The sequence below is a fragment of the Streptomyces sp. NPDC059874 genome (assembly GCF_042731135.1).
Lineage (GTDB): Bacteria > Actinomycetota > Actinomycetes > Streptomycetales > Streptomycetaceae > Streptomyces.
The window spans coordinates 26,099-51,477 of the sequence record NZ_JBHWJY010000009.1 but is presented as its reverse complement, the minus strand read 5'-3'; the positions used below and the strand labels follow the sequence as shown (position 1 = coordinate 51,477).

The following is a 25,379-nucleotide window of genomic DNA, read 5'->3' as shown; positions in this document are numbered from 1 at the left end:
CTCCTCATTCCCCGCGGATCCGGTCCGCGAGCAGTCGCCCGATCTCGGCGATCGGTGCGGGCAAAGTCATCTCGTCATGGGCGCAGGCCAGTTCGTGGACCTCGATCCGCCCGGACACGTACGGCTCCCACGAGGCGACCGACGGCGCGTTCTCGTCCCGGCCCTCGGTGGCGAAGAAGTACTGGACGTCGCCCCGGAAGCGGCCGAGCTCCGCGGTGTGCGCGAGGAGCCGGTTGTTGTTGGCCGCGACCCGTTCGACGGCCGCGAGGTGTCGTTCCTCCAGGCCGCCGAAGGCACCGGCGGCGTCCTGGCCGCCCTCGGCGCCGGCCAGTGCTCCGGCGAGCTCGCGGCGGAACTCCTCGGTGGTGATGTCGGCCTGCGTGGTGCCGGCGGCGTACGCGTCGAGCAGGGAGAGCAGGGCGACCTCCTCACCCTCCTGCTGGAGCCGGGTGGCGATCTGGTGGGCCACCACACCGCCGAAGGACCAGCCGAGCAGGTGGTACGGGCCGGCCGGCTGGACGGCCCGGATCCGTGCCGCGTAGTCCTGCGCCATCTCCGCCAGCGTGGCCGGGAGTTCGGCCTCGCCGGTCAGACCGCGCGCCTGGAGGGCGTAGACCGGCCGGTCCTCCTCCAGGGCCGGGACGAGCCCGGAGTAGGACCAGCCGATGCCCAGGCCCGGGTGGACGCAGAACAGCGGCGGCAGCGAGCCGTGCGGGCGCAGCGGCAGCAGGACGTCCAGCGCGTCGTCCAGGGTGTCGGTGCCGAGCCGCTCGGCGAGCTGGGCGACGGTGGGCGCCTCGAACATGGTGCGGATGGTGAGCTCGGCGCCGAGGGTGTCCCGGATCCGGCCGGCCAGCCGCATGATCAGCAGCGAGTGGCCGCCCAGGTGGAAGAAGTTGTCGTCGATGCCCACCCGGGGCAGTGCGAGCACCTCGGCGAAGAGCGCGCACAGCTGCTCTTCCCGCGGGGTGCGCGGGGCACGGTCGGTGACGGCGGCACCGAGGTCGGGCACGGGCAGCGCCTTGCGGTCGAGTTTGCCGTTGGCGGTCACCGGGAGGGTGTCGAGGACGACGAACGCGGCCGGGACCATGTGCGCGGGCAGCAGCCCGGCCACGTGCTCCCGCAGTTCGTCCGCGATCGGCGCGGCGCCGGATTCCGCGACCACGTACGCGACCAGGGTCTTGTCCCCGGGCCGGTCCTCGCGGGCCAGTACGGCGGCGCTCGCCACGGAGTCGTGGCCGGTCAGGCTCGCCTCGATCTCGCCGAGTTCGACGCGGAAGCCGCGGATCTTCACCTGGTCGTCGGTCCGGCCGAGGTACTGGAGCACCCCGTCCGGGGTCCAGCGCGCCAGGTCGCCGGTGCGGTACATCCGCGAACCGGCCGGGCCGTACGGGTCGGCGGTGAACCGCTCGGCGGTCAGGGCCGCGCGGCCCAGGTAGCCGCGCGCCAGCTGGCGGCCCGCGAGGTAGAGCTCACCCGGGACTCCGGGCGCCACCGGACGCAGGGCGGCGTCCAGGACGTAGGTGCGGGTGTTCCACACCGGGCGGCCGATCGGCACCGGGCCGGGTGCGGCGCCGCACTCCCACGCCGTGACGTCGACGGACGCCTCGGTGGGGCCGTACAGGTTGTGCAGGCCGACCTGCGGCAGCAGCGACAGGAACTGCTTCTGCAGTTCCTCCGGGAGTGCCTCGCCGCTGCACACCACCCGGCGCAGGCCCGTGCAGCCGGCCGCGGCCGGCTCCTGGACGAACACCTGGAGCATGGACGGCACGAAGTGCGCGGTGGTCACCCGCTCGGCGCGGATCAGGCCGGCGAGGTAGGCCGGGTCCTTGTGGCCCTCGGGTCGGGCCACCACCAGCGTGGCGCCCTGGATCAGCGGCCAGAAGAACTCCCAGACGGACACGTCGAAACCGGAGGGCGTCTTCTGCAGCACCCGGTCGTCGGTGGTCAGGCCGTACTGGTGCTGCATCCACAGCAGCCGGTTGACGATGCCGCGGTGCGGGACCATGACGCCCTTGGGGCGGCCGGTGGATCCCGAGGTGTAGATGACGTAGGCCGGGTGGTCGCCCGACAGCGGGACCGGCTCGCCGGCGGGCGCGGGTACGCCGTCCTGCTCCCGGTCGACGAGCAGCCGGGGCACGGTGAGGCCGGCCGGGAGCCGCCCGTCCGTGTCCGAGGTCGTCAGCAGCAGGACGGGTGCCGCGTCGGCCAGCACGAACGCGATGCGCTCGGCCGGGTAGTCCGGGTCGACCGGCAGGTAGGCGCCGCCCGCCTTGAGGACCGCCAGCAGCGAGACCACCAGCTCCGACGAGCGCGGCACGGCGAGCGCGACCACGCTCTCCGGACCCACCCCTCGGGTCCGCAGGACCCCGGCGAGGGCGTCCGCCCGGGCGTGGAGTTCGCGGTACGAGAGGGACTCGCCCTCGAACGCCACCGCCTGCGCGTCCGGGGTACGGGCGGCCTGCGCGTCCAGCAGCGAGGTCAGCGTCGCGGTCTCCGGTACCGGGGCCGTCGTGTCGTTCCATTCCTGGAGGACCCGGGTCCGCTCCTCGGCGCCGAGGACGTCGGCCCGGCCGATCGGCTCGTCCGGGTGATCGGTGACCGCGGTCAGCAGCCGCACCAGCCGCTCCACCAGGAGCTCGGCGGTGCCCCGGTCGTAGAGGTCGGTGTTGTACTGCAGCACGCCGTCGATGCCGGCGGGCGAGCCCGCGGCGTCGAAGCGCTCACCGAGGTGACCTTCCAGGTCGAACTTGGCGACGGTCTGCTCGGCCGGGTGGGCACTGGCCGTGAGACCCGGCATCCGGAGGTCGGCCTCGGTGTTGTTGTGGACCGACAGCAGGACTTGGAAGAGCGGGTGCCGGGCCAGCGACCGGGCGGGGTTGAGCACCTCGACCAGCCGCTCGAACGGCAGGTCCTGGTGGGCGTAGGCGGCCAGGTCGGCCTCCCGGACGCGGGCCACCAGCTCGCGGAAGGTGGGGTCGCCCGAGGTGTCGGTGCGCAGGACCAGCGTGTTGACGAAGAAGCCGACCAGGTCGTCGAGGGCGTCGTCGGTGCGGCCCGCGATGGGGGTGCCGATGGGGATGTCGCTGCCCGCGCCGAGGGCGTCGAAGAGCGCGGCGACACCGGCCTGGAGGACCATGAACATGCTGGCGCGGCCGTCGTGCGCGAGGCGCGCCAGACGCGCGTGCAGCTGGGCGTCGAGGGTGAAGGCGATGCCCGCGCCGCTGTTGCCGAGCGCCGCCGGGCGGGGCCGGTCGGTGGGGAGCTCCAACTGGTCGGGCAGTCCGGCCAGGGTCCGGCGCCAGAAGTCGACCTGCTGGGCGGCCACGCTCCTGGGGTCGTCCTCGCTGCCGAGGACCTTGTGCTGCCACAGCGCGTAGTCGGCGTACTGGACCGGCAGCGGGCGGAACACGGGGGCCGCGCCGGCCGTGCGGGCCGCGTACGCGGTGGCGAGGTCGCGGGCGAGCGGCGCCATCGACCAGCCGTCGGTGGCGATGTGGTGCATCACCAGGAGCATCACGTGGTCTTCGGCGCCGGTGCTGAACAGGGTGGCGCGCAGCGGTACGTCGGTCGACAGGTCGAAGCCGCGGGCGGCCTCGGCGGCGAGCAGGGGGCCGAGCTCGTCCTCGTGGGAGGGGGTGAAGGTGAACACGCTCCGGGACCGGTCGACCGACAGCACCTGCTGGCGGGGCTCGCCCCCGGGCGCCGGGAAGACGGTGCGCAGGCTCTCGTGGCGCTCCACCAGGTCGGCGAGTGCGGCGTCGAGGGCGGCGTGGTCGACGGCGCCCCGCAGGCGGACCGCGAGCGGGATGTTGTACGTCGCGCTCGGGCCCTCCATCCGGTTGAGGAACCAGAGCCGCTTCTGGGCGAAGGAGAGCGGCACGGTTTCGGGCCGGTCGCCGGCGCGCAGCGGGGGCCGGGCGCCGCCGGCGGCGGCGACCCGCTCGGCGAGCTCGCCCGGGGTGGGCGCCTCGAAGAGGGTGCGGATGGCGAGCTCGACGCCGAGGTCGGAGCGGACCCGGCTGACGAGGCGGGTGGCGAGCAGGGAGTGGCCGCCGAGTGCGAAGAAGCTGTCGTCGAGGCCGATCCGCTCGATGCCGAGCACCTCGGCGAACAGCGCGCAGAGCGCCTCTTCCTCAGGGGTCCGCGGGGCGCGGCCGGTGGTGGAGCCGGCCAGCTCGGGGGCGGGCAGCGCCTTGCGGTCGACCTTGCCGTTGGGGGTCAGCGGGAACTCGTCGAGGACGACGGTCGCGGTGGGGACCATGAACTCGGGCAGCGAGGCGCCGATGTGCTCGCGCAGCGCCTCCGGTTCGGCCCGGCGTCCCTCGGCGGCGACCACGTAGGCCACGACGCGCTTGTCGCCGGGCTCGTCCTCGCGGACGATCACCGCCGCGTGGGCGACGGTCTCGTGTCCGCTGAGCACCGACTCGATCTCGCCGAGCTCGATCCGGAAACCCCTGACCTTGACCTGGTTGTCGGCCCGGCCGGCGAACTCCAGCTGTCCGTCGGCCCGCCACCGTCCGAGGTCCCCGGAACGGTAGAGCCTGGTTCCGGGGGCGCCGAACGGGTTCGCGACGAACCGTTCCGCGGTGAGTCCGGGCCGCTTGAGGTAGCCGCGGGCGAGGCCCGGGCCCTCGATGTACATCTCGCCGACGGCGCCGGGCGGCACGGGCCGCAGCCAGCGGTCCAGTACGTACACGCGGGAGTTGACGAAGGGGCGCCCGATGGGCGGGGTGCCGCCGACGCCGAGCGGGCCGCTCATGGTCGCGCCGACGGTGGTCTCGGTGGGGCCGTAGCCGTTGAGCAGCCGGCGGCCGGGGGCCCAGCGGGCGACGAGTTCGGGGGTGCAGGCGTCACCGGTGGAGACGAGGGTGGCTCCGGCGAGGATCTCGCGGCCGGTCGGGAGCGAGGCGAGCGCCACCGGCGGGAGCGTCGCATGGGTGACGCCGTGCCGGGCCACCAGCTCGGCCAGCGGGTCGCCGGGCAGCAGGTCGTCGGCGGGTCCCAGGACGAGCGCGGCCCCGGAGAGCAGGCCCATGGAGATGTCCCAGAACCCGGCGTCGAAGCTCACGGACGCGAACTGCAGCACCCGGCTGCCGGGGCCCGCCTGGACGGCGTCGGCCTGGGTGGCGACCAGGCTGGCCAGGCCGTGGTGCGGGACCACGACGCCCTTGGGCCGGCCGGTGGAGCCGGACGTGTAGATGAGGTACATCGGGTGGGCCGTGGTCAGCGGGGCGAGCCGGTCGGCGTCGGTGACGTCGCCGGCGTCGTACGCCGGGAGGGCGGCCGTGACGGCCGGGTCGTCCAGGACCAGACGGGGCACGTCCCGTGCGGTGTCGCCGAGCAGTCCGGCGGTGGCCCCGGTGGTGATGAGGAGGGTCGGCGCGGCGTCCTCGACCATGAAGGCGAGGCGGTCGACGGGGTATTCGGGGTCGAGCGGCAGGTATCCGGCGCCGGCCTTGAGCACCGCCCACAGTGCGGTGATCAGCTCCACCGAGCGGGGTACGGAGACGGCGACGAACTGTTCGGGGCCGACGCCCAGCTCGATCAGGCGGCGGGCCAGCCGGTTGGCGCGGGCGTCGAGTTCGCCGTACGAGACGGTGGTGTCCCGGAAGAGCAGGGCGGGGGCGTCCGGGTCATGCTCCACCTTGGCCCGGAACAGCTCGGGAAGGGTCGCCGGGGTGATCTCGCGGGTGCTGTCGTTCCACTCGCCGAGGATGCGGCGGCGCTCCGCCGGGGAGAGCACGTCCAGGCGGCCGACGGGCTTGTCCGGGTCCGCGACGACGGCCGTGAGCAGGCGCACCAGCCGGTCGAGGACGGCCTTGGCGGCGGACTCGTCGAACAGGTCGGGGGCGTAGCAGAGCCGCAGGTGCAGGTCGTCGCCCATCAGGCCGGCGGCGAGGTTGAGCGGGTAGTGCGCGCCGTCCCGGCCGTCCACGCCGCTGAACCGGACCCCGTCCACGACCAGTTCCTCGGTGGTGGGGTCGACGGGGTAGTTCTGGTAGACGAGCGTGGTGTCGAACAGTTCCTGGTGGCCGGAGAGCTGCTGTACGTCGGTGAGCCGGACGTGCTGGTGGGCGAGGAGCTCGGACTGCTCGGCCTGGAGGCGGGTGAGCGCGTCCAGCAGCGACTCGTCGGGGCGGAACCGGACACGGACCGGCAGGGTGTTGATGAAGAGCCCGACCATGGTGTCCACGGCGGGGATCTCCGGCGGCCGGCCGGAGACGATGGCGCCGAAGACGACGTCGTCGCGGCCGGTGAGGGTGGAGAGCAGCAGCCCCCAGACCCCCTGGATCACGGTGTTGACGGTCAGGGAGCGGCTGCGGGCGAAGGCGAGGAGACCGTTGGTGATCTCCACCGGCACCTCGTGCCGGAGCCAGCCTGGTCGGACCATGCCGCGGCCGCGGTTGACCGGGGCGACGAGGGTGGGCTCGTCGATGTCGTCGAGGGCGGCCCGCCACGCCTCGCGCGCCGTGTCCGCGTCCTGCCCGGCGATCCAGGCGAGGTAGTCGCGGTAGGGGGTGACGGTACGCAGCACGGACGGGTCGCCCTTGCTGCCGTAGAGCTCGAACAGCTCCCGTACCAGGACCGGTACCGACCATCCGTCCATCAGGATGTGGTGCTTGGTGAGCATCAGGCGGAAACGGTCGGGGCCGAGCCGGAACACGGTGAAGCGCAGCAGCGGCGGCCGGGTCAGGTCGAAGCCGCGGGCCCGGTCCTCGTCGGCGTGGCGCAGGAGTTCGGCCTGCCGCTTGTCCTCGTCCAGGGCGCTCAGGTCGATCTGCTCCCACGGCACGTTCACCCGGCTGTGCACCAGCTGGACGGGCTCGGTGGAGCTGTCGTGGCGGAAGCCGACGCGCAGGTTGGCGTGCCGCTTGAGCAGGGCGCGCGCGGCGAGCCGCAGCGCGCGGGTGTCCAGGGGGCCCTCGAGGTCGAGGAGCAACTGGTGGACGTAGAGGTCCGGGCCCTCCTCGTCGTACAGCGCCTGGAACAGCATGCCTTCCTGCAGCGGTGACAGCGGAAGGACGTCCTCAATCGCGGACTTGCTCACTTGGCCATCTCCCATTCGTCCGTGAAGTCGTCCTCGTCGTCCCAGTCGTCCGGGCCGACCTGCTCGGTGCCCAAGGTGAAGGCGTCGAGCTCGTCCTGGCTGAGCCGGACCAGCGAGAGGTCCGACGGGGTGAGTCCGCCGATGCCGGCGTGCGCCGCGTGCGCGGCCAGGGCCCGCACGGCGCGTGAGAAGCAGGTGCTGAGTTCGGCGACGTCCTGTTCGCGCAGCAGGGTCTGCGGCCAGGACCAGACGAGCAGCAGCCGCGGCCCGTCCGGGTGGTCCTCGGTCATCGCGTTGACGCCGAGGGCGTGGGTCAGCGGGGTTTCCGGGTCGGGGCGGCCGCCTTCGAGGTCGGCGCCGCCGACCATCTCGGCATCCGCGACCGGTGTCCACGGAGCGGCCGCACCACTGCCCGCCGGGGTGGACCTGCCCAGGTAGTTGAAGCTGATCTGGGGGCCCGGGAGGCCGCTCAGGACGTCCCGGGTCTCGTGGTTGAGGTAACGCAGCAGGCCGAAGCCCAGTCCGTTGTCGGGCAGGGCGCGCAGCTGTTCCTTGACCTGCTTGAGGGCCTCGCCGACGGCCGGTCCGCCGAGGTCGAGCTCGGCCGGGTCGTGCGCCCCCGGGTCGAGGCGCACCGGGTGGAGGCTGGTGAACCAGCCGACGGTGCGCGAGAGGTCCACGCCGTCGACGACGTCCTCGCGCCCGTGGCCTTCGAGGTCGACGAGGACCGCGTGCTCGTCCTCCTCGCCACGGCGGGCCCGCCAGTCGGCGACGGCGAGGGCGAGCGCGGTCAGCAGCACGTCGTTGACGCCCGCGTGGTACGCGGCGGGCAGCGAGGTCAGCAGCGGGGTGACGTGCTCGGCGGACTCGCTGCTGGTCAGGAAGCGCATGGTGGCGAACACGTCCTGGCCGGGGTCGAGCGGGCGGTCGCCCAGCAGGGCGTCCGGCTCTTCCAGTACGGCCTCCCACAGGGGGAGTTCGGCCGCTCGCTGCGGCTTGTGCGCGAGCTCCACCAGGTGTTCGGCCCAGCGCCGGAAGGAGGTGCCGGTCGACTGGAGGGCGGGCTCGCGGCCCTCGGCGAGGGCCTCGCAGGCTGCGGCGAGGTCCGGCACGATGACCTGCCAGGAGACGTTGTCGACGACCAGGTGGTGGGCGACGAGCAGCAGCCGTCCCGGTCGGCCGGCGCCGGCGTCGAACCAGACCGCCTGGAGCATCACCCCGGCGTCCGGGTCGATGCGGCCCCAGGCGGCCTCGCTCTCCCGGGAGGTGAGCCGGCGCAGGTCGGCGGCGTCCAGGCCCGCGGCGTCGACCCGCAGCAGCCGGGACGCGGCGTCGATGCCGCGCTCGGGCACCTCCAGCCGCCACTGCCCGGTGTCCCGGGTCAGCCGGGCGCGCAGGGCGTCGTGGTGGTCGAGGACCACCTGGAGGGCGCCGGTGAGGTGCTCCTCGGTGAGGTCGGCCGGGGCTTGCAGGAGCATGGACTGGTTGAACCGGCCGATGGGGCCGCCGCGTTCGCGCAGCCAGTGGATGGTCGGGGTGAGCTGGACCTCGCCGATGCCCAGGTCGGGGCCTTCGCTGACGACCTGGTCCAGGCTGCCGGCGACGGCGGCGAGGGCGGCGACGGTGCGGTGCTCGAAGACCTGGCGCGGGGTGATGACGAGTCCGGCCTGGCGGGCCCGGCTGACGAGCTGGATGGACATGATGCTGTCGCCGCCGAGGTCGAAGAAGCTGTCGTCGACGCCCACGGAGCTGAGGTTCAGCAGGTCGAGGTAGATGTCGCCGAGCGCCTTCTCACGGTCGGTCGTGGCCTGTCGGCCGCCGGGGGCGGCGGACAGGTCGGGGGCGGGCAGGGCCTTGCGGTCGAGCTTCCCGTTGGGCGTCACCGGCAGGGCGTCCAGGACGACCACCGCGGCGGGGACCATGTAGTCGGGCAGGGAACCACCCACGTGGGCGCGGAGCGCGGCCGGATCGGCGGTGCGCTCGGGGCGCGGGACGACGTAGGCGACGAGCTGCTTGACTCCGGGCTGGTCCTCGCGGACGACCACGGCGACCTGGCCGGTGTCCTCGTGCCGGGCCAGGGCCGCCTCGATCTCGCCGAGTTCGATGCGGAAACCACGGATCTTGACCTGGTCGTCGGCCCGACCGACGTAGTCGAGCTGTCCGTCCGCCCGCCAACGCGCCAGGTCCCCGGTCCGATACATCCTGGTCCCGGCCGGGCCGTAGGGGTCGGCCACGAAGCGTTCGGCGGTCAACGCCGTACGGCCGAGGTAGCCACGGGCCAGTGCCGCGCCGGCGAGGTAGAGCTCGCCGGTGACGCCCGGCGGGACGGGGCGGAGCCTGGAGTCGAGGACGTAGAGGCGGCTGTCGGCCACCGGACGTCCGATCGGCGGGACGGCCCCGGCGGCGAGGGCGCCGCTCATCGAGGCGCAGACCGTGGATTCGGTCGGTCCGTAGGCGTTGATCAGGGTGCGGTCCACGGACCAGCGGGCGACGAGCTCGCCGGAGAGGGCCTCACCGGCGGAGATCAGCGTGCCACCGGGCAGCAGACGGGCATCGGCCTCCATCGCGGCCAACACCACCGGCGGCAGCGTCGCATGCGTCACCCGATGGTCGGTGAGCGTCCCGGCGAGCGGCTCGCCCGGCAACAGCCGGTCGGCATCCGCGACGACCAGGGCAGCACCCGACAGCAGACCCATGCACAGCTCCCAGAACGCCGCGTCGAAACTCGGCGAGGCGAACTGGAGCACCCGGCTACCCGGGCCGACACCCAGACGCTCGCGCTGGGTGTCGAGCAGGGCTGCCACACCCGCGTGGGTGACCACGACGCCCTTCGGACGCCCGGTGGAACCGGAGGTGTAGATGACGTACGACGGGTTCGCCGGAACGACCGCCGACTCGGGCGCGGTCCCCGGCGCGTCGGCCAGGTCCAGCTCGTCCAACAGCACCGCCGCGGTCCCGTCCGGCAGCAGGCCGTAGGTGGCGCGGGTGGCCAGGACCACCGCGGGCCGGGCGTCGTCCAGCATGTACGCGATCCGGTCCGCCGGGTAGGCAGGGTCGACCGGCAGATAGGCCGCGCCCGCCTTCCACACCGCCAGCACGGCGGTGACCAGGTCGGCCGATCGGGGCAGCGCGAGTGCCACCAGCGACTCCGGACCGATGCCCAGGGCGGCCAAGTGGTGCGCCAGCCGGTTTGCACGCACGTCGAGGTCGGCGGCCGACAGCACCAGACCGTCACCGATCAGGGCCGGCGCCCCCGGATCGGCCGCGACCCGGCGCGCGAACAACTCGGGCACGGTCAGGGCGGCGACGGCGGGTGCCGGGCCGTTGGACAGGCCGTTCCATTCGACGAGTACCTGCCGGCGCTCGTCCGGCTCCAGCACGTCGATGTCGGCCACTCGGGTGTCCGGGGCGGCGGTGACCGTGGTGAGCAGCCCGATCAGCCGGTCGATCAGCTGTCGCACGGTGGTGTGGTCGAAGAGCTCGCTGCTGTATTCGACCAGGCCGTGCATCCCGCCGTCCGCGTGCTCGGTGAACTCCAGGCCGAGGTCGAATTTGGCGGCCCCGGTCCCGAGCGGCTCGGTGGTGGTCTCCAGTCCGGGCAGCGTCACCTCGGCGTTCGCGGTGTTCTGGAGGACGAGCATCACCTGGAACAGCGGGTGACGGGCCTGCGAACGGTCCGGACCCACAGCGTCCACGACCCGCTCGAACGGCACGTCCTGATGCGCGAACGCAGCCAGGTCCCACTCCCGCACCCGACCCAGCAACTCTCGGAAACTCGGATCACCCGACACATCGGTACGCAACACCAGCGTGTTCACGAAGAACCCCACCAGCTCGTCCAACGCCTCGTCCTGACGCCCCGCCACCGCACCACCCAGCGGGATGTCCTCCCCCGCACCCAACCGCGACAGCAAAGCCGCAAGCCCGGCCTGGAGCACCATGAAGAGCGTGGAGCGCGACTCGCGGGCCAGTGCCTTCAGGTTCTGGTGGAGGTCCGGGGCCACCTCGAACGTGAGCATCCCGCCGCGGTGGCTCGCGACGGCCGGGCGGGGCCGGTCGGTGGGCAGCTCCAAGAGGTCCGGCGCACCCGCGAGGGCCTCCTTCCAGAACGCCAGCTGCGCCCCGGCCAGACCTTCCGGATCTCTCTCCGAGCCGAGCAGCTCCCGCTGCCACAGCGCGTAATCGGCGTACTGCACCGGCAACGCCCGCAACCGCGGTACGCGGCCCTCGGAGCGTGCTGCATACGCCTCGGCGAGATCGCGGCCCAGCGGCGCCATCGACCAGCCGTCGGCGGCGATGTGGTGCACCGTCAGGAGCAGGATCTGCTCGTGCTCGTCGAGTACGAACAGCTCGGCGCGCAGCGGGAGTTCGCTCGCGAGGTCGAATCCCCTGGCGGCCGCGGCCGCCAGGGCCTCCTGCGGCCCCGCCGCACCGACCGCGCTCACCTTCAGCTCCGGCCGGGCCGACTCCGGGTCCAGCACCTCCTGGTACGGGACGCCCGCCTCTTCGGGGAAGCGGGTGCGCAGGCTCTCGTGCCGGGCGACGACGTCGGCCAGCGCCTCCTCGAGCGCCACCCGGTCCAGGGCGCCCCGCAGGTGCAGGGCGTACGGGATGTTGTAGGTGGCTCCGGGGCCTTCGAGCCGGTCCAGGAACCACAGCCGGCGCTGGGCGTAGGACAGCGGGACCCGCTCCGGCCGTACGGCGGGGAGCAGCGGGGGCCGGGCGGGGGCGCCGGCCTCGGCGATGCGCTCCGCGAGCGCGGCCGGTGTGGGGGCCTCGAAGAGGGTGCGGATGGCCAGCTCGACGCCGAGCGCGGAGCGGACCCGGCTGACCAGGCGGGTGGCGAGCAGCGAGTGCCCGCCGAGGTCGAAGAAGTGGTCGTCGACGGAGACCTCGTCCACGGCGAGCACCTCGGCGAAGAGCCCGCACAGGATCTCCTCCCGCGGGGTGCGCGGCGCGCGGCCGCCACCGGATCCGGCGCTGGTCTCGGGAACGGGCAGCGCCTTGCGGTCCAGCTTGCCGTTGGGGGTCAGCGGCAGCGCGTCCAGCGTCACGAAGGCCGCCGGGACCATGTAGTCGGGGAGGTTCTGCGCGGCGTGGGCGCGTATCCGCCCGATGTCGGCCGGCTCGCCGGCCGCGGGCACCAGGTAGGCGGCGAGGCGCCGGTCGCCGGGCTGGTCCTCACGGACCACGACGGCCACCTGGGCCACCTCCGGGTGGGAGCCCAGCACGGCCTCGATCTCGCCGAGCTCGATGCGGAAACCGCGGATCTTGACCTGGTCGTCGGCCCGGCCGACGAACTCGAGGTTGCCGTCCTCGGTCCAGCGCGCCACGTCGCCGGTGCGGTACATGCGCGTCCCCGGCCCGCCGAACGGGTCGGCGACGAAGCGGCTCGCGGTGAGGTCGGGGCGGCCCCAGTAGCCGCGGGCGAGCCCCTCCCCGGCGACGTACATCTCGCCGGCGACACCGGGCGCGGCGGGCCGCAGTCCGCTGTCGAGCACGTAGATCCGCAGGTCCGGGATGGCACCGCCGATCATGCTGCCGGGCCCGGCGGCCGCACGCGGCGCGTCCAGCGCGAGATGGCTGACGTGCACCGTGGTCTCGGTGATGCCGTACATGTTGACGAGCACCGGGGCCTGGTCGTCGTGCCGGTCGTACCAGTCGGCGAGCCGCCACAGGTCGAGCGCCTCGCCACCGAACACGACGTGCCTGAGCGCCAGCCGACTGCCGACGGCGGGGTTCTCACGGTCGGCCTGCATCAGCTGGTAGAAGGCCGAGGGGGTCTGGTTGAGGAAGGTCACCCGCTCGTCCGCGAGCAGCCGCAGGAACTCTTCGGGGGAGCGGCTGACGGCGTGCGGGACGACGACGAGGCGGCCGCCGTGCAGCAGCGGGCCCCACAGTTCCCAGACCGAGAAGTCGAAGGCGTAGGAGTGGAAGAGGGTCCACACGTCGTCCGGGCCGAAGTGGAACCAGTGGTCCGTGGCGCCGAAGAGGCGGACCACGTTCCGGTGTGGGACCACCACGCCCTTGGGGCGGCCGGTGGAACCGGAGGTGTAGATCACGTAGGCCGGGTGGTGCGGGTGCAGCGCGGTCCCCGGGTCGGTGTCCGGCTCGGCGGCGAGCGCGGCGCGGGTCGCCGGCTCGTCGAGGAGCAGTGTCTGGGTGTGCGCGCCCGTGCCTTCGGGCAGGCCGGCGTCGGAGCGGGTCACCAGCAGGGCGGGGCGGGCGTCCTCGACCATGTACGCGAGCCGGTCGGCCGGGTAGTCGGGGTCGAGCGGCACGTACGCGGCGCCGGACTTGAGCACGGCCAGTACGGCCACCACGAGGTCGGCGGAGCGCGGCAGGGCGAGCGCCACGAACTGCTCGGGGCCGGCGCCGTGCCGGGCCAGCAGTCGGCCGAGGCGGTTGGCGCGGGCGTCGAGTTCGGCGTAGGTCAGGCTTTCGCCGTCGTACGAGACGGCGACGGCGTCCGGGGTGCGGGCGGCCTGGGCGGCGAAGAGGGCCGGAATGGTGCCGTCGACGACGGGGGCGCCCTGCCCGTTCCACTCCTGGAGCACCTGGTGGAGTTCGTCCGGGCCGAGGACGTCGATCGAGCCGGTGGGCCGGGTGGGGTCGGCGGCGAGGGCCTCGAAGATGCGGACCAGGCGGTCGCCGATGCGGCGTACGGCCTCGCCGTCGAAGAGGTCGGGACGGTGGTCCAGCCGCATCCGCAGCCGGCCGTCGGCCACGCTCGCGATGACGCCCAGGGCGTAGTGCGTGGCATCGGTGGCCTGGAGGTCCGTGAGGGTGAGGTCGCCGGCCTCCGGCTGGAGTCCGGCCGTGTCGAGCGGGTAGTTCTCGAAGACCGCGATGGTGTCGAAGAGCGGGCTGTGCCCGGCGATCCGCTGGACCTCGGTCAGGCCCAGGTGCTGGTGGGCCATCAGGGCGGCCTGGCGGCTCTGGAGCCGGGCCAGCGCGGTGGCGAGCGGCTCGGCCGCCGGCAGTTCGATGCGCACCGGCAGGGTGTTGATGAACAGGCCGACCATGGTCTCGATGCCTGGGATCTCCGGTGGTCGGCCGGAGACGGTCGCGCCGAACACTATGTCGTCGCGACCGGTGAGCTTGGACAGGAGCAGCGCCCAGGCGCCCTGGAGCACGGTGTTGAGGGTCAGGCCGTGGCTGCGGGCCTGGTCGCGCAGCCGGGTCGTGAGCTCCTCGGTCAGCTCGACGGTGAGGTGCTGCGGCGGGACCGCGGCCGGCGGCACGTCGGCGGGGGTGAGCAGGCTCGGCTCGCCGAGCCCGGCGAGGGCCTCGGTCCAGGCCGCCTCGGCGGCGGCCTTGTCCTGGCCGTCCAGCCAGGCCAGGTACTGGCGGTACGGGGTGACGCGGGGCAGCGCGCTGTCGTCGCCGTGCGAGGCGTACAGCTGGAACAGCTCGCGGACCAGGACCGGCATGGACCAGCCGTCCATCAGGATGTGGTGCTTGGTGATGACGAAGCGGTGCCGGTCCTCGCCGAGCCGGTGGAGCGCGCAGCGCAGCAGCGGCGGGCGGGTCAGGTCGAACTTCTCGGCGCGGTCGGCGGCCAGCAGCGCCGCCAGTTCGGCGTCCTGCCGGGCGGGGTCGGCCACCGCCGACAGGTCGGTCTCCCGCCAGGGCAGTTCGACCTCGTGGGGCACGATCTGCACGGTCCGGCTGAGTCCCTCGTAGCGGAACGCGGCACGGAGGTTGGGGTGGCGGCGCAGCAGGCCGTCGGCGGCCGCGCGCAGTGCGCCGGCGTCCAGCGGGCCGTCCAGGTCGAGGATCAGCTGCACGGTGTAGACGTCGGCGGCGTGCTCGTCGTACAGCGCGTGGAAGAGCAGGCCTTCCTGCAGCGGCGAGAGCGGCAGTACGTCGGCGAGTCCCGGCTTCGTCATGAGGAGGTTCTCCAGTCGGCTTCAAGCAGGTCGATCTCGGCCTGGGACAGCGAGACGAGGGGCAGGTCGGAGGGGGTGTGCCCGCCGGCCTGGGGTGCCCGGGCGTGGTCGGCCAGTACGGCGAGGGCGCGGAACCAGGAGTCGGCGAGGTCGGCGACCTCGGTGTCGGTGAACAGCTCCCCGGTGTAGGACCAGGTCGCCAGCAGGCGCGGTCCGTCGGGGTGGTCCTGGGTCAGCGCGTTGAGTTCGAGTTCGTGGGTGAGCGGCATGGCGGGGTCGGAGCCGCCGCCGAGGAGGTCGGCCTCGGCCGCCGCGGTCCACGGCTCGTCGGCGTGGGCGGCGGCCGGAAAGCGGCCGAGGTAGTTGAATCCGAGCTGGGGCGCGGGCGGGTCCGGCAGCCGCGTGTCACCGGTCAGGTGGCGGAGCATCCCGTATCCGATGCCGCTGTCCGGCAGCGCACGCAGCTGTTCCTTGACCTGTTTCAGGGCCTGCCCGGTGGCGGGGCCGCCGGCGAAGAAGCCTCCGCCGCCGGCGGCGCCGGGGTCGAGCCGCACCGGGTAGAGGCTGGTGAACCAGCCGACGGTGCGCGAGAGGTCCGCGCCACCGACGACGTCCTCCCGGCCGTGGCCCTCCAGGTCCACCAGGACGGCGGTGCCGGCGCCCTTGCCGCGGCGGGTGCGCCAATCGGCCACGGCGGCGGCGAAGGCGGTGAGCAGGACGTCGTTGACGCCCGCGTGGAAGGCGGCGGGAATTTCGGAGAGCAGAGGGGCGGTGTGTTCGGCGGGGAGCACACGGACGACGGTGCGTTCGGCGGCGAACAGGTCGCGTGTCGGATCGAGCCGTCTGCAGCCGAGGACCGGGTCGTCTCCCGTCAACTGGTTCTGCCACAGCGGTAGTTCAGCCTCGCGGCCGGGTGCGGCCGCGGTCAGTGCCTCGGACCAGACCCGCAGCGGGGTGGGCACCGGGGCCGGTGTGGGATCGGCGCCCTTGGCCAGGGCCTCGCAGGCGGCGGCGAGGTCGGGCACCAGGATGCGCCAGGAGACGCCGTCCACCACGAGGTGGTGGACCACGAGCAGCAGCCTGCCGGTCCGGCCGGGTCCCGCGTCGAACCACACGGCTTGGAGCATCACGCCGGCGGCCGGGTCGAGCCGGCCGGCGGCCGCGTCGGCCGCGTCGGCGATCGTGGCGCGCAGGACGTCGGTGTCGTCCGCGACGGCCGCGGCGACCTCGGTACGACGGACCAGCGCGGCCGCGTGGACGGTGCCCGGCTCGGGTACCTCCAGGGCCCAGTCCTCGTCGTGCAGCAGTCGGGCGCGCAGGGCGTCGTGGTGGTCGAGGAGGCTCTGTACGGCGGTGACCAGGTGTTCCTCGGTGAGGTCGGCCGGGGTGTGCAGGAGCATGGACTGGTTGAACCGACCGATGGGGCCGCCGCGTTCGCGCAGCCAGTGCACGATCGGGGTGGCGGGCACCCGGCCGGTGCCGCTGCCCTGGGTGAGCGCGGGGCCCGTCTCCGCCGTGCCGGCCGCCGGCGCGAGCGCCGCGACGGTCTTGTACGTGAAGACGTCGCCGGGCGCGATCACCAGTCCGGCCTGGCGGGCTCGGCTGACGAGTTGGATGGACATGATGCTGTCGCCGCCGAGGTCGAAGAAGCTGTCGTCGACGCCCACGGAGTCGAGGTTCAGCAGTTCCCTGAAGAGGGCGCTGAGGATCTCCTCGTGCTCGGTCGTGGCCTGGCGGCCGCCGGGGGCGGCGGACAGGTCGGGGGCGGGCAGGGCCTTGCGGTCGAGCTTCCCGTTGGGCGTCACCGGCAGGGCGTCCAGGACGACCACCGCGGCGGGGACCATGTAGTCGGGCAGCGAACCACCCACGTGGGCGCGCAGCGCGGCCGGATCGGCGGTGCGCTCGGGGCGCGGGACGACGTAGGCGACGAGCTGCTTGACTCCGGGCTGGTCCTCGCGGACGACCACGGCGACCTGGCCGGTGTCCTCGTGCCGGGCCAGGGCCGCCTCGATCTCGCCGAGTTCGATGCGGAAACCACGGATCTTGACCTGGTCGTCGGCCCGACCGACGTAGTCGAGCTGTCCGTCCGCCCGCCAGCGCGCCAGGTCCCCGGTCCGATACATCCTGGTCCCGGCCGGGCCGTACGGGTCGGCCACGAAGCGTTCGGCGGTCAACGCCGTACGGCCGAGGTAGCCGCGCGCGACGGGTCCCGCCACGTAGAGCTCGCCGGCCACGCCCGGCGGGACGGGTCGGAAGCGGGAGTCGAGGACGTAGAGCCGGGCGCCGAGTACGGCGGTCCCGATCGGCGGGGCCGCGGCTTCCCGCAGCGGTCCGCTCATCGAGGCGCAGACGGTGGTCTCGGTCGGTCCGTAGGCGTTGATCAGGGTGCGGTCGGCGGACCAGCGGGCGACGAGCTCGCCGGAGAGGGCCTCACCGGCGGAGATCAGCGTGCCACCGGGCAGCAGACGGGCATCGGCCTCCATCGCGGCCAACACCACCGGCGGCAGCGTCGCATGCGTCACCCGATGGTCGGTGAGCGTCCCGGCGAGCGGCTCGCCCGGCAACAGCCGGTCGGCATCCGCGACGACCAGGGCAGCACCCGACAGCAGACCCATGCACAGCTCCCAGAACGCCGCGTCGAAACTCGGCGAGGCGAACTGGAGCACCCGGCTACCCGGACCGACGCCCAGACGCTCGCGCTGGGTGTCCAGCAGGGCCGCCACACCCGCGTGGGTGACCACGACGCCCTTCGGACGCCCGGTGGAACCGGAGGTGTAGATGACGTACGCCGGGTTCGCCGGAACAACGGACGACTCGGGGGCGGTCCCCGGCCCGTCGGCCAAGTGCAGCTCGTCCAGCAGCACGGCGGCGGTCCCGTCCGGCAGCCGGCCCGAGGTGCCGGCGGTGGCCAGGACCAGCACCGGGCGGGCATCGCCCAACATGTACGCGATCCGGTCCGCCGGGTAGGCAGGGTCGACCGGCAGATAGGCGCCGCCCGCCTTCCAGACGGCGAGGGCGGCCACCACCAGCTCCACCGACGATCGGGGCAGGGCGAGTGCCACCAGCGACTCCGGACCGATGCCCAGGGCGGCCAGGTGGTGCGCGAGCCGGTTGGCACGCACGTCGAGGTCGGCGGCCGACAGCACCGGACCGTCACCGATCAGGGCCGGCGCCCCCGGATCGGCCGCGACCCGGCGCGCGAACAACTCGGGGACCGTGTGCTGCCGTGCCGCGTCGCCGCTGCGGCTCCACTCCCCCAGCAGCCGCTGCCGCTCGGCGGGCTCCAGGATGTCGAGCGAGCCGATGGGCGCGCCAGGATCCGCCGTCAGCGCGTCCAGGAGTCGGACCAGGCGGGCCGAGACGGCCGTGACGGTCTCGGCGTCGAAGAGGTCGGTGGCGTACTCGACCAGCCCCTCGACCGTGCCGCCGGGGTGTTCGGTCATCTCGAAGGCGAGGTCGAACTTGGCCGCGCCGGTGTCCACGCGGCGCGTCCGCGTTTCCAGGCCGGGCAGCCGCAAGTCCGCGGAGGCGGTGTTCTGGAGGACGAGCATCACCTGGAACAGCGGGTGACGGGCCTGCGAACGGTCCGGACCCACAGCGTCCACGACCCGCTCGAAAGGCACGTCCTGATGCGCGAACGCAGCCAGGTCCCACTCCCGCACCCGACCCAGCAACTCCCGGAAACTCGGATCACCCGACACATCGGTACGCAACACCAGCGTGTTCACGAAGAACCCCACCAGCTCGTCCAACGCCTCGTCCTGACGCCCCGCCACCGCACCACCCAGCGGGATGTCCTCCCCCGCACCCAACCGCGACAGCAAAGCCGCAAGCCCGGCCTGGAGCACCATGAACGGGGTCGTGCGGGTCTCCCGGGCCAACGCCCGGATGCGCAGGCCCACTTCGGCCGGGACCGTGAAGGCGTGGGTGGCGCCGCGGTGGCTCGCGACGGCCGGGCGGGGCCGGTCGGTGGGCAGCTCCAAGAGGTCCGGCGCACCCGCGAGGGCCTCCTTCCAGAACGCCAGCTGCGCCCCGGCCAGACCCTGCGGATCGCTCTCCGAGCCGAGCAGCTCCCGCTGCCACAGCGCGTAATCGGCGTACTGCACCGGCAACGCCCGCAACCGCGGTACCCGGCCCTCGGAGCGTGCGGCATACGCCTCGGCGAGATCGCGGCCCAGCGGGACCATCGACCAACCGTCGGCGGCGATGTGGTGCACCGTCAGGAGCAGTACGTGCTCTTCGGGGCCGAGTACGAACAGCTCGGCGCGCAGCGGGATGTCGCGGGCCAGGTCGAAGGGGCGGGCGGCCGCGGCGGCGAGGGCGGCGTCAAGCTCGTCGGCGCCGAGTTCCACCGTCGCCAGTTCCGGCCGGGCGTGCGCGGGGTCCAGTACCTCCTGGTGGGGGAGGCCCGCCTCTTCGGGGAAGCGGGTGCGCAGGCTCTCGTGCCGGGCGACGACGTCGGCCAGCGCCTCCTCGAGCGCCACCCGGTCCAGGGCGCCCCGCAGGTGCAGCGCGTACGGGAGGTGATAGCCGGCCGAGCCGTTCTCCAGCCGGTCGAGGAACCACAGCCGGCGCTGGGCGTAGGACAGCGGCACGGCCGCGGGCCGGTCCACCGGGCGTACGGCGGGCCGGGCCGCGTCCGCCTGCGACAGCAGCGGGGCGAGCGCGGCGACCGTGGGCGCCTCGAAGACGGTGCGGACGGCCAGTTCGACGCCGAACACCGAGCGGACCCGGCTGACCAGGCGGGTCGCGAGCAGCGAGTGCCCGCCGAAGTGGAAGAAGTCGTCGTCGACACCGACCGCGGGCAGCGACAGCACCTCGGCGAAGAGGCCGCAGAGCAGCTCCTCCTGGGCGGTGCGAGGGGCCCGGCCGGCGCCGGCGGAGCCGGCGAAGTCGGGGGCGGGCAGCGCCGAGCGGTCCAGCTTGCCGTTGGGGGTGCGGGGAAAGCGGTCCAGGGTGACGAAGGCGGCCGGGACCATGTACTCGGGCAGCGCCCGGGCGGCCCGGGCGCGCAGGGCGGCATGGTCGGGGGCCTCGCCGCCGGGCGCCGGGACGACGTAGGCGGCGAGCAACTTGCTCCCTGGTCGGTCCTCGCGGGCGACGACCGCCACCTGGGCGACCGCGGCGTGGGAGGCCAGCACCTTCTCGATCTCGCCGAGTTCGATGCGGAAGCCCCGGATCTTGACCTGGTGGTCGACGCGGCCGAGGTAGTCCACGCCGCCGTCCGCGCGCCACCGGGCGAGGTCGCCGGTGCGGTACATCCGGGCCCCGGGGCCCGCGAACGGGTCGGCCACGAACCGCTCGGCGGTCAGGGACGGCCGGTTGCGGTAGCCGCGGGCCAGTCCCTCGCCGCCGATGTAGAGCTCGCCCTCGTCGGCCGGGCGCAGCCGGTCGTCGAGGATGTACAGGGTGGTGTTCCAGATGGGGCCGCCGATTCCGGGCAGGCTCTCGGCGCCCGCGACGTCCAGGGCGGTGGACCAGACGGTGGTCTCGGTGGGCCCGTAGACGTTGGTGACCCGGGAGCCGAGGGCGCACATCTCGTCGGCGAGCGCGGGCGGCAGCGCCTCACCGCCGACGAGCATCCGCAGTCCGCGGAGGGCATCGGGCTGCTCGACCGTCATCGCGTGGAACAGTGACGGCGTGGCCTGTAGGAAGGTGGTGCCGCTCGCGGTGGCGAGCGCGCCGAGCCGGACCGGGTCGATGACCGTCTCGCGGGGTGCGATCACCACGGCGGCACCGGTCAGCAGGGGCAGGTACATCTCCACGACCGCGATGTCGAAGGCGATGGTGGTCACCGCGAGCAGCCGGTCGGTGGCCGTCAGCGGGAAGCGGTCGGCCATGAAGGAGAGGAAGTTGACCACGTTCCGGCGGGTGATCAGGACGCCCTTGGGGCGGCCGGTGGAGCCGGAGGTGTAGATCGTGTAGGCCGGGTGGGCGGGGAGCAGCGGCGCCGACCGGTCGGCGTCGGTGAGGTCGCCGTCGGGCAGCTCGGCCGCCGCGGCCTCCGCGGCGGCGAACGCGTCGGCGTCCAGGAGGAGGGCCGGCGCGGAGTCCCGCAGGATGTACGCGACGCGCTCCGCCGGGTACTCGGGGTCGAGCGGCACGTATCCGGCGCCCGACTTGAGTACGGCGAGCAGGGCGACCAGCAGTTCCGTGGAGCGCGGCAGCGCGAGCGCCACCAGCTGTTCGGGGCCCGCTCCGCGCGCCACGAGTACCCGGGCGAGCCGGTTGGCTCGGGCGTTCAGCTCGGCGTAGCCGGTCTCCGTGCCTTCGAAGACCACGGCCGTGGCGTCCGGGGTGCGGGCGGCCTGGGCCTCGATCAGCTGAGTGAGGTCGGCGTCCGGCACGGCGCGCACGGTGTCCTCCATCGTGTTGTCCACCCTTGGCTGGCTTTCGGTCGTCTCAGACACCGGCCGCGTCCTGGGCAGGGGCCGCGGCCTCTTCGATGCGCCGCAGCTCGGCGGCGAGGATCCGTCCGATCTCGGCCAGGGCCGCGGGCTTCATCAGGTCGTTGTGGTTGCGTTCGAGGTGGTGCGCGGTGATCTCCCCCGCCACGTAGGGGCGCCAGGTCTGCGGGGTCGGGGAGATGTCGACCTTGTCGAGCGAGGCGACCAGGACCGTGACGTCCCCGCCGTAGCGGCTGGGCACGAACTCGTGGACGAGGTTGCGCCCGTTGGCGTAGATCCGGCCGATGGCCTCGATGTGGTGCTTCTCCAGGCTGGCCAGCGAGCTGCCGAGCTTGCGCAGGATCTCGATGACCTTGCCGTGTTCGAGCGGCTTCTTGCCGAGGTAGCGCCGGTCGTACCCGACCCAGCGCAGCAGGTCGGCGAGGATTTCCTGTTCACCGAGCTCGGCGAGGGTCTGGCCGGGGTAGGTGTCGAGGATCGCGAGCAGTCCGACCTCTTCGCCGGCCTGCTCCAGCTGGGAGGCGATGACGTGGGCGGCGATGCCGCCCGAGGAGTAGCCGAGCAGGTGGTAGGGGCCCTGCGGCTGGATCTTGCGGATCTGCTCGACGTAGTCGGCGGCCATCTCCTCGAAGGTGGCCGGCAGTTCGCCGGTGCCGTCCAGGCCCCGGGCCTGGAGGGCGTAGACGGGGGTGTCCTGGCCGAGGTGCTTGATGATGCCCGCGTAGCACCAGCCGAGCCCGCCGGCGGGGTGTACGCAGAAGACCGCCGGGCGGCTGCCGTGCGGGCGCAGCGGCAGGACCACGTCGAGCGGGTCCTCGGTGCGGTCGCCTTCGGCGATCCGGGCGTCGAGGAGGGCCGGGGTGGGGGCCTCGAAGATGCTGCGGATGGTGAGTTCGGTGCCGAAGGTGGAGCGGACCCGGGAGACCAGCCGGGTGGCGAGCAGGGAGTGCCCGCCGAGGTTGAAGAAGTTGTCGTCCATGCCGATCCGGGGCAGCCCGAGCACCTCGGCGAAGAGGCCGCAGACGATCTCCTCGCGCGGGTTGGCGGGGGCCCGCCCGGAGACGGCCGCCGCCAGGTCGGGGGCCGGGAGCGCCTTGCGGTCCAGCTTGCCGTTCGGGGTGAGCGGCAGCTCGGGCAGGCTGACGAAGCCGGCGGGGACCATGTGCGCGGGGAGTTCGGCGGCGAGTTCGCCGCGGAGTTCGTCGGCGCCGGGGGCGGCGGCCCCTGCCGGGACCACGTAGGCGACCAGGCGCTTGTCTCCCGGAGTGTCCTCGCGCACCACGACGGCGGCGTGTGCGACGCCCGGGTGGCGGTCCAGCGCCGCCTCGATCTCGCCGAGTTCGATGCGGAAGCCCCGGATCTTGACCTGGTCGTCGGTGCGGCCGAGGTAGACCAGCGCGCCGTCGGGGCTCCAGCGGGCGAGGTCGCCGGTGCGGTACATCCGGGCGCCGGGCGGGCCGTAAGGGTCGGCGACGAAGCGCTCCGAGGTCAGGCCGGGGCGGCCGAGGTAGCCGCGGGCCAGCTGCACGCCGGCGAGGTAGAGCTCGCCGGCGGCGCCGGGGCCGGCCGGGCGCAGGGCCGCGTCCAGCACGTACGTGCGGGTGTTCCAGACGGGCCGGCCGATCGGCACGGCGCCGGCGCCGGGTACGCACTCCCAGGCGGTGACGTCGACGGCTGCTTCGGTCGGGCCGTACAGGTTGTAGAGGCCCACCCGGGGCAGCACCCGGAAGAACTGGTTCTGCGTCTCCTCGGGAAGTGCCTCACCACTGCAGATGACCCGGCGCAGTACGGCGCAGCCCGTGGCCGCGGGCTCCTGGACGAACACCTGGAGCATGGAGGGCACGAAGTGGGCGGTGGTGATCCGCTCGGTGCGGATCAGCTCGGCGAGGTAGGCGGGGTCCTTGTGGCCTTCCGGTCGGGCGACGACGAGGGTGGCGCCGCTGATGAGCGGCCAGAAGAACTCCCAGACGGAGACGTCGAATCCCGAGGGGGTCTTCTGGAGCACCCGGTCGTCGGCGCCCAGTCCGAAGCGGTGCTGCATCCACAGCAGCCGGTTGACGATGGCCCGGTGGGAGACCGGCACGCCCTTGGGTCGGCCGGTGGAGCCCGAGGTGTAGATGACGTACGCGGGATGGTCACCGGCCGGAGCCGGGCCGCCGACGGGGCCGGCGGGCTGCGCGGCGAGCAGGTCGGCGGTGTCGTCGACGTCCAGGACGAGCAGCGGCGCGTCCAGGCCCGACGGCAGGCGTACGGCCGTCTCGGCGGTGGTGAGCAGCAGTGCGGGCCGCGCGTCGTCGAGCATGTGGCGGATGCGGTCGGCCGGGTAGTCGGGGTCCACCGGGACGTAGGCGGCTCCGGTCTTGAGCACCGCGAGCAGGCCGGTGACCAGTTCCTCGGACCGGGGCACGGCCAGCGCGACCGTGCTCTCCGGGCCGACGCCCCGGGCGCGCAGCGCGTGGGCCAGGCGGTCGGCGCGGGCGTGCAGTTCGCGGTAGGTGAGCGAGCTGCCCTCGAAGCGGAGCGCCTCGGCGTCGGGGGTCTGCCCGGCCTGGTCCTCCAGGAGCCGGGTCAGGGTGGTCTCGGGTACCTCGTGCGCCGTGTCGTTGTGGCGGCGGAGCACGAGGTCGTGCTCGGCGGCGTCCGCGAGGTCGATGCGGCCGACCGGCGCCTGCGGGTCGGCGGCGGCCAGCCGGCTCAGGAATCCGAGGAATCGGTGCTGGTGGGCGGCGATCTCCTCCGGCGTGTACAGGGCCGGGTTGGCGTCGAAGTCGACCTGGAGGCCGCGGCCGTCGGAGCGCTCGTACACGATCAGCGAGAGGTCGTCGGAGGGCCCGATGGAGAGGTTGTTGACGACGCCGGGCAGCCCCCCGAAGGTCAGCCCGTAGTCGAACATCATGATGTTGATCTCGGGGCCGACGAGGCGGCCTCCGCCGCCCAGCAGGTTGCGGTCGCGGACCAGGTCCTCGTACCGGTAGTGCTGGTGCTTCATGGTGGCCCGCAGTTCGGCCGAGACCTGGGCGAACAGGTCGGCCAGGCTCATGTCCTGGGTGACGGGGACGCGCAGCGGGACGACGTTGGACACCATGCCCGGCACGGAGCGGGCGGCCTTGCCGAGCCGGCAGGAGACCGGGACCCCGAGGACGACCTCGTCGGCTCCGGTGGAGCGCTGCAGGTAGAGGGCGGCGGCGGTCATCAGGGCGGCCGGCCAGGTGACGCCGACCTCACGGGCGGTGTCGCGCAGCGACTCCAGGCTGTCCTTGGCGAGGAACTCGGAACGGCGCACGAGGCCCTGGGGCATGGCCGGCTTGTGTGCGGAGAGGCTGACCGGTTCGGGGCAGCCGGTGAGCTTCTCGCGCCAGAACTCCCGGTCCGCGGTGAAGCGTTCGGAGGCTCGGTAGGCGGCGTCGGAGGCGACGAGGTCGGCGACGGTGGCGAAGCCGCTCGGCTCGGGCTCGCGGCCCTCGGCGAACGCCGTGTAGAGCTCGGCGGCGCGACGGGTGAGCAGGGCGACGGCGAAGCCGTCGACGGTCACGTGGTGGTAGCGGTAGAACCAGAAGGTGCGCCGGTCGTCGACGCGCAGCAGGGCGAACCGGAAGAGGAGGTCCCGGCGCGGGTCGACGGGTTCGGCGAGCGCCTGGCGCATCCACCGCTCGGCGGCCGCCTCCGGGTCCGCCTCGCCGCGCATGTCCGGCTGCTCCAGCGTCCACTCCGGGTCGGGGTCGGCGCTCTGCCACAGGCCTTCGTCGTCCTCGACGACGCGCATCCGCAGGGCCTCGGACTCGTGTACCAGACGGCGCAGCGCGCGCTCGAAAACACCGGAATCCACCGCACCGCGAATATCGATGTATTCGGCCGCGTTGTAGATCGGGTTTTCCGGGTCCAATTGCTGGGCGAACCAGATTCCGGCCTGCGCCGCGGTCAGTGACATACCCTCTCCACCGAGCATGATTCTCATCCACCCCTAGCAGACAACGTCTGGCCGAAATCTCAAGCCGCGATTTGTGGAACGAATCAGACTCTCGCATCCGC

Annotated in this window: 4 protein-coding genes; all 4 read right to left on the bottom strand. The window is 73.4% G+C overall.

The genetic code is table 11. The annotated features are described in order from the left end of the window. Positions 1 to 4: 4 nt before the first annotated feature. Genes ACFV9H_RS07765 through ACFV9H_RS07750 form a run of 4 tightly spaced genes read right to left on the bottom strand, consistent with a single transcriptional unit; the run spans position 5 to position 25,278 of the window. Positions 5 to 7,051: an amino acid adenylation domain-containing protein gene (locus ACFV9H_RS07765; protein WP_385394742.1), complete on the bottom strand. Its 7,047-nt coding sequence runs from the start codon at positions 7,049 to 7,051 to the stop codon at positions 5 to 7. Further along, positions 7,048 to 14,943, bottom strand: a complete 7,896-nt coding sequence (locus tag ACFV9H_RS07760) for an amino acid adenylation domain-containing protein (RefSeq protein ID WP_385394739.1) — start codon at positions 14,941 to 14,943, stop codon at positions 7,048 to 7,050. The genes ACFV9H_RS07765 and ACFV9H_RS07760 overlap by 4 nt, the downstream gene beginning before the upstream one ends. Beyond that, positions 14,940 to 21,353, bottom strand: a complete 6,414-nt coding sequence (locus tag ACFV9H_RS07755; protein ID WP_385394736.1) for an amino acid adenylation domain-containing protein — start codon at positions 21,351 to 21,353, stop codon at positions 14,940 to 14,942. The genes ACFV9H_RS07760 and ACFV9H_RS07755 overlap by 4 nt, the downstream gene beginning before the upstream one ends. After that, positions 21,346 to 25,278: an amino acid adenylation domain-containing protein gene (locus ACFV9H_RS07750; protein WP_385394733.1), complete on the bottom strand. Its 3,933-nt coding sequence runs from the start codon at positions 25,276 to 25,278 to the stop codon at positions 21,346 to 21,348. Before ACFV9H_RS07750 ends, ACFV9H_RS07755 begins: the two co-directional genes overlap by 8 nt. Between the last annotated feature and the right edge of the window lie 101 nt (positions 25,279 to 25,379).

What these genes read in the sequence shown, in the direction of transcription:
- ACFV9H_RS07760 (WP_385394739.1), bottom strand. Translation starts at nt 14,943, where the DNA reads ATGACGAAGCCGGGACTCGCCGACGTACTGCCGCTCTCGCCGCTGCAG.
- ACFV9H_RS07750 (WP_385394733.1), bottom strand. Translation starts at nt 25,278, where the DNA reads ATGTCACTGACCGCGGCGCAGGCCGGAATCTGGTTCGCCCAGCAATTG.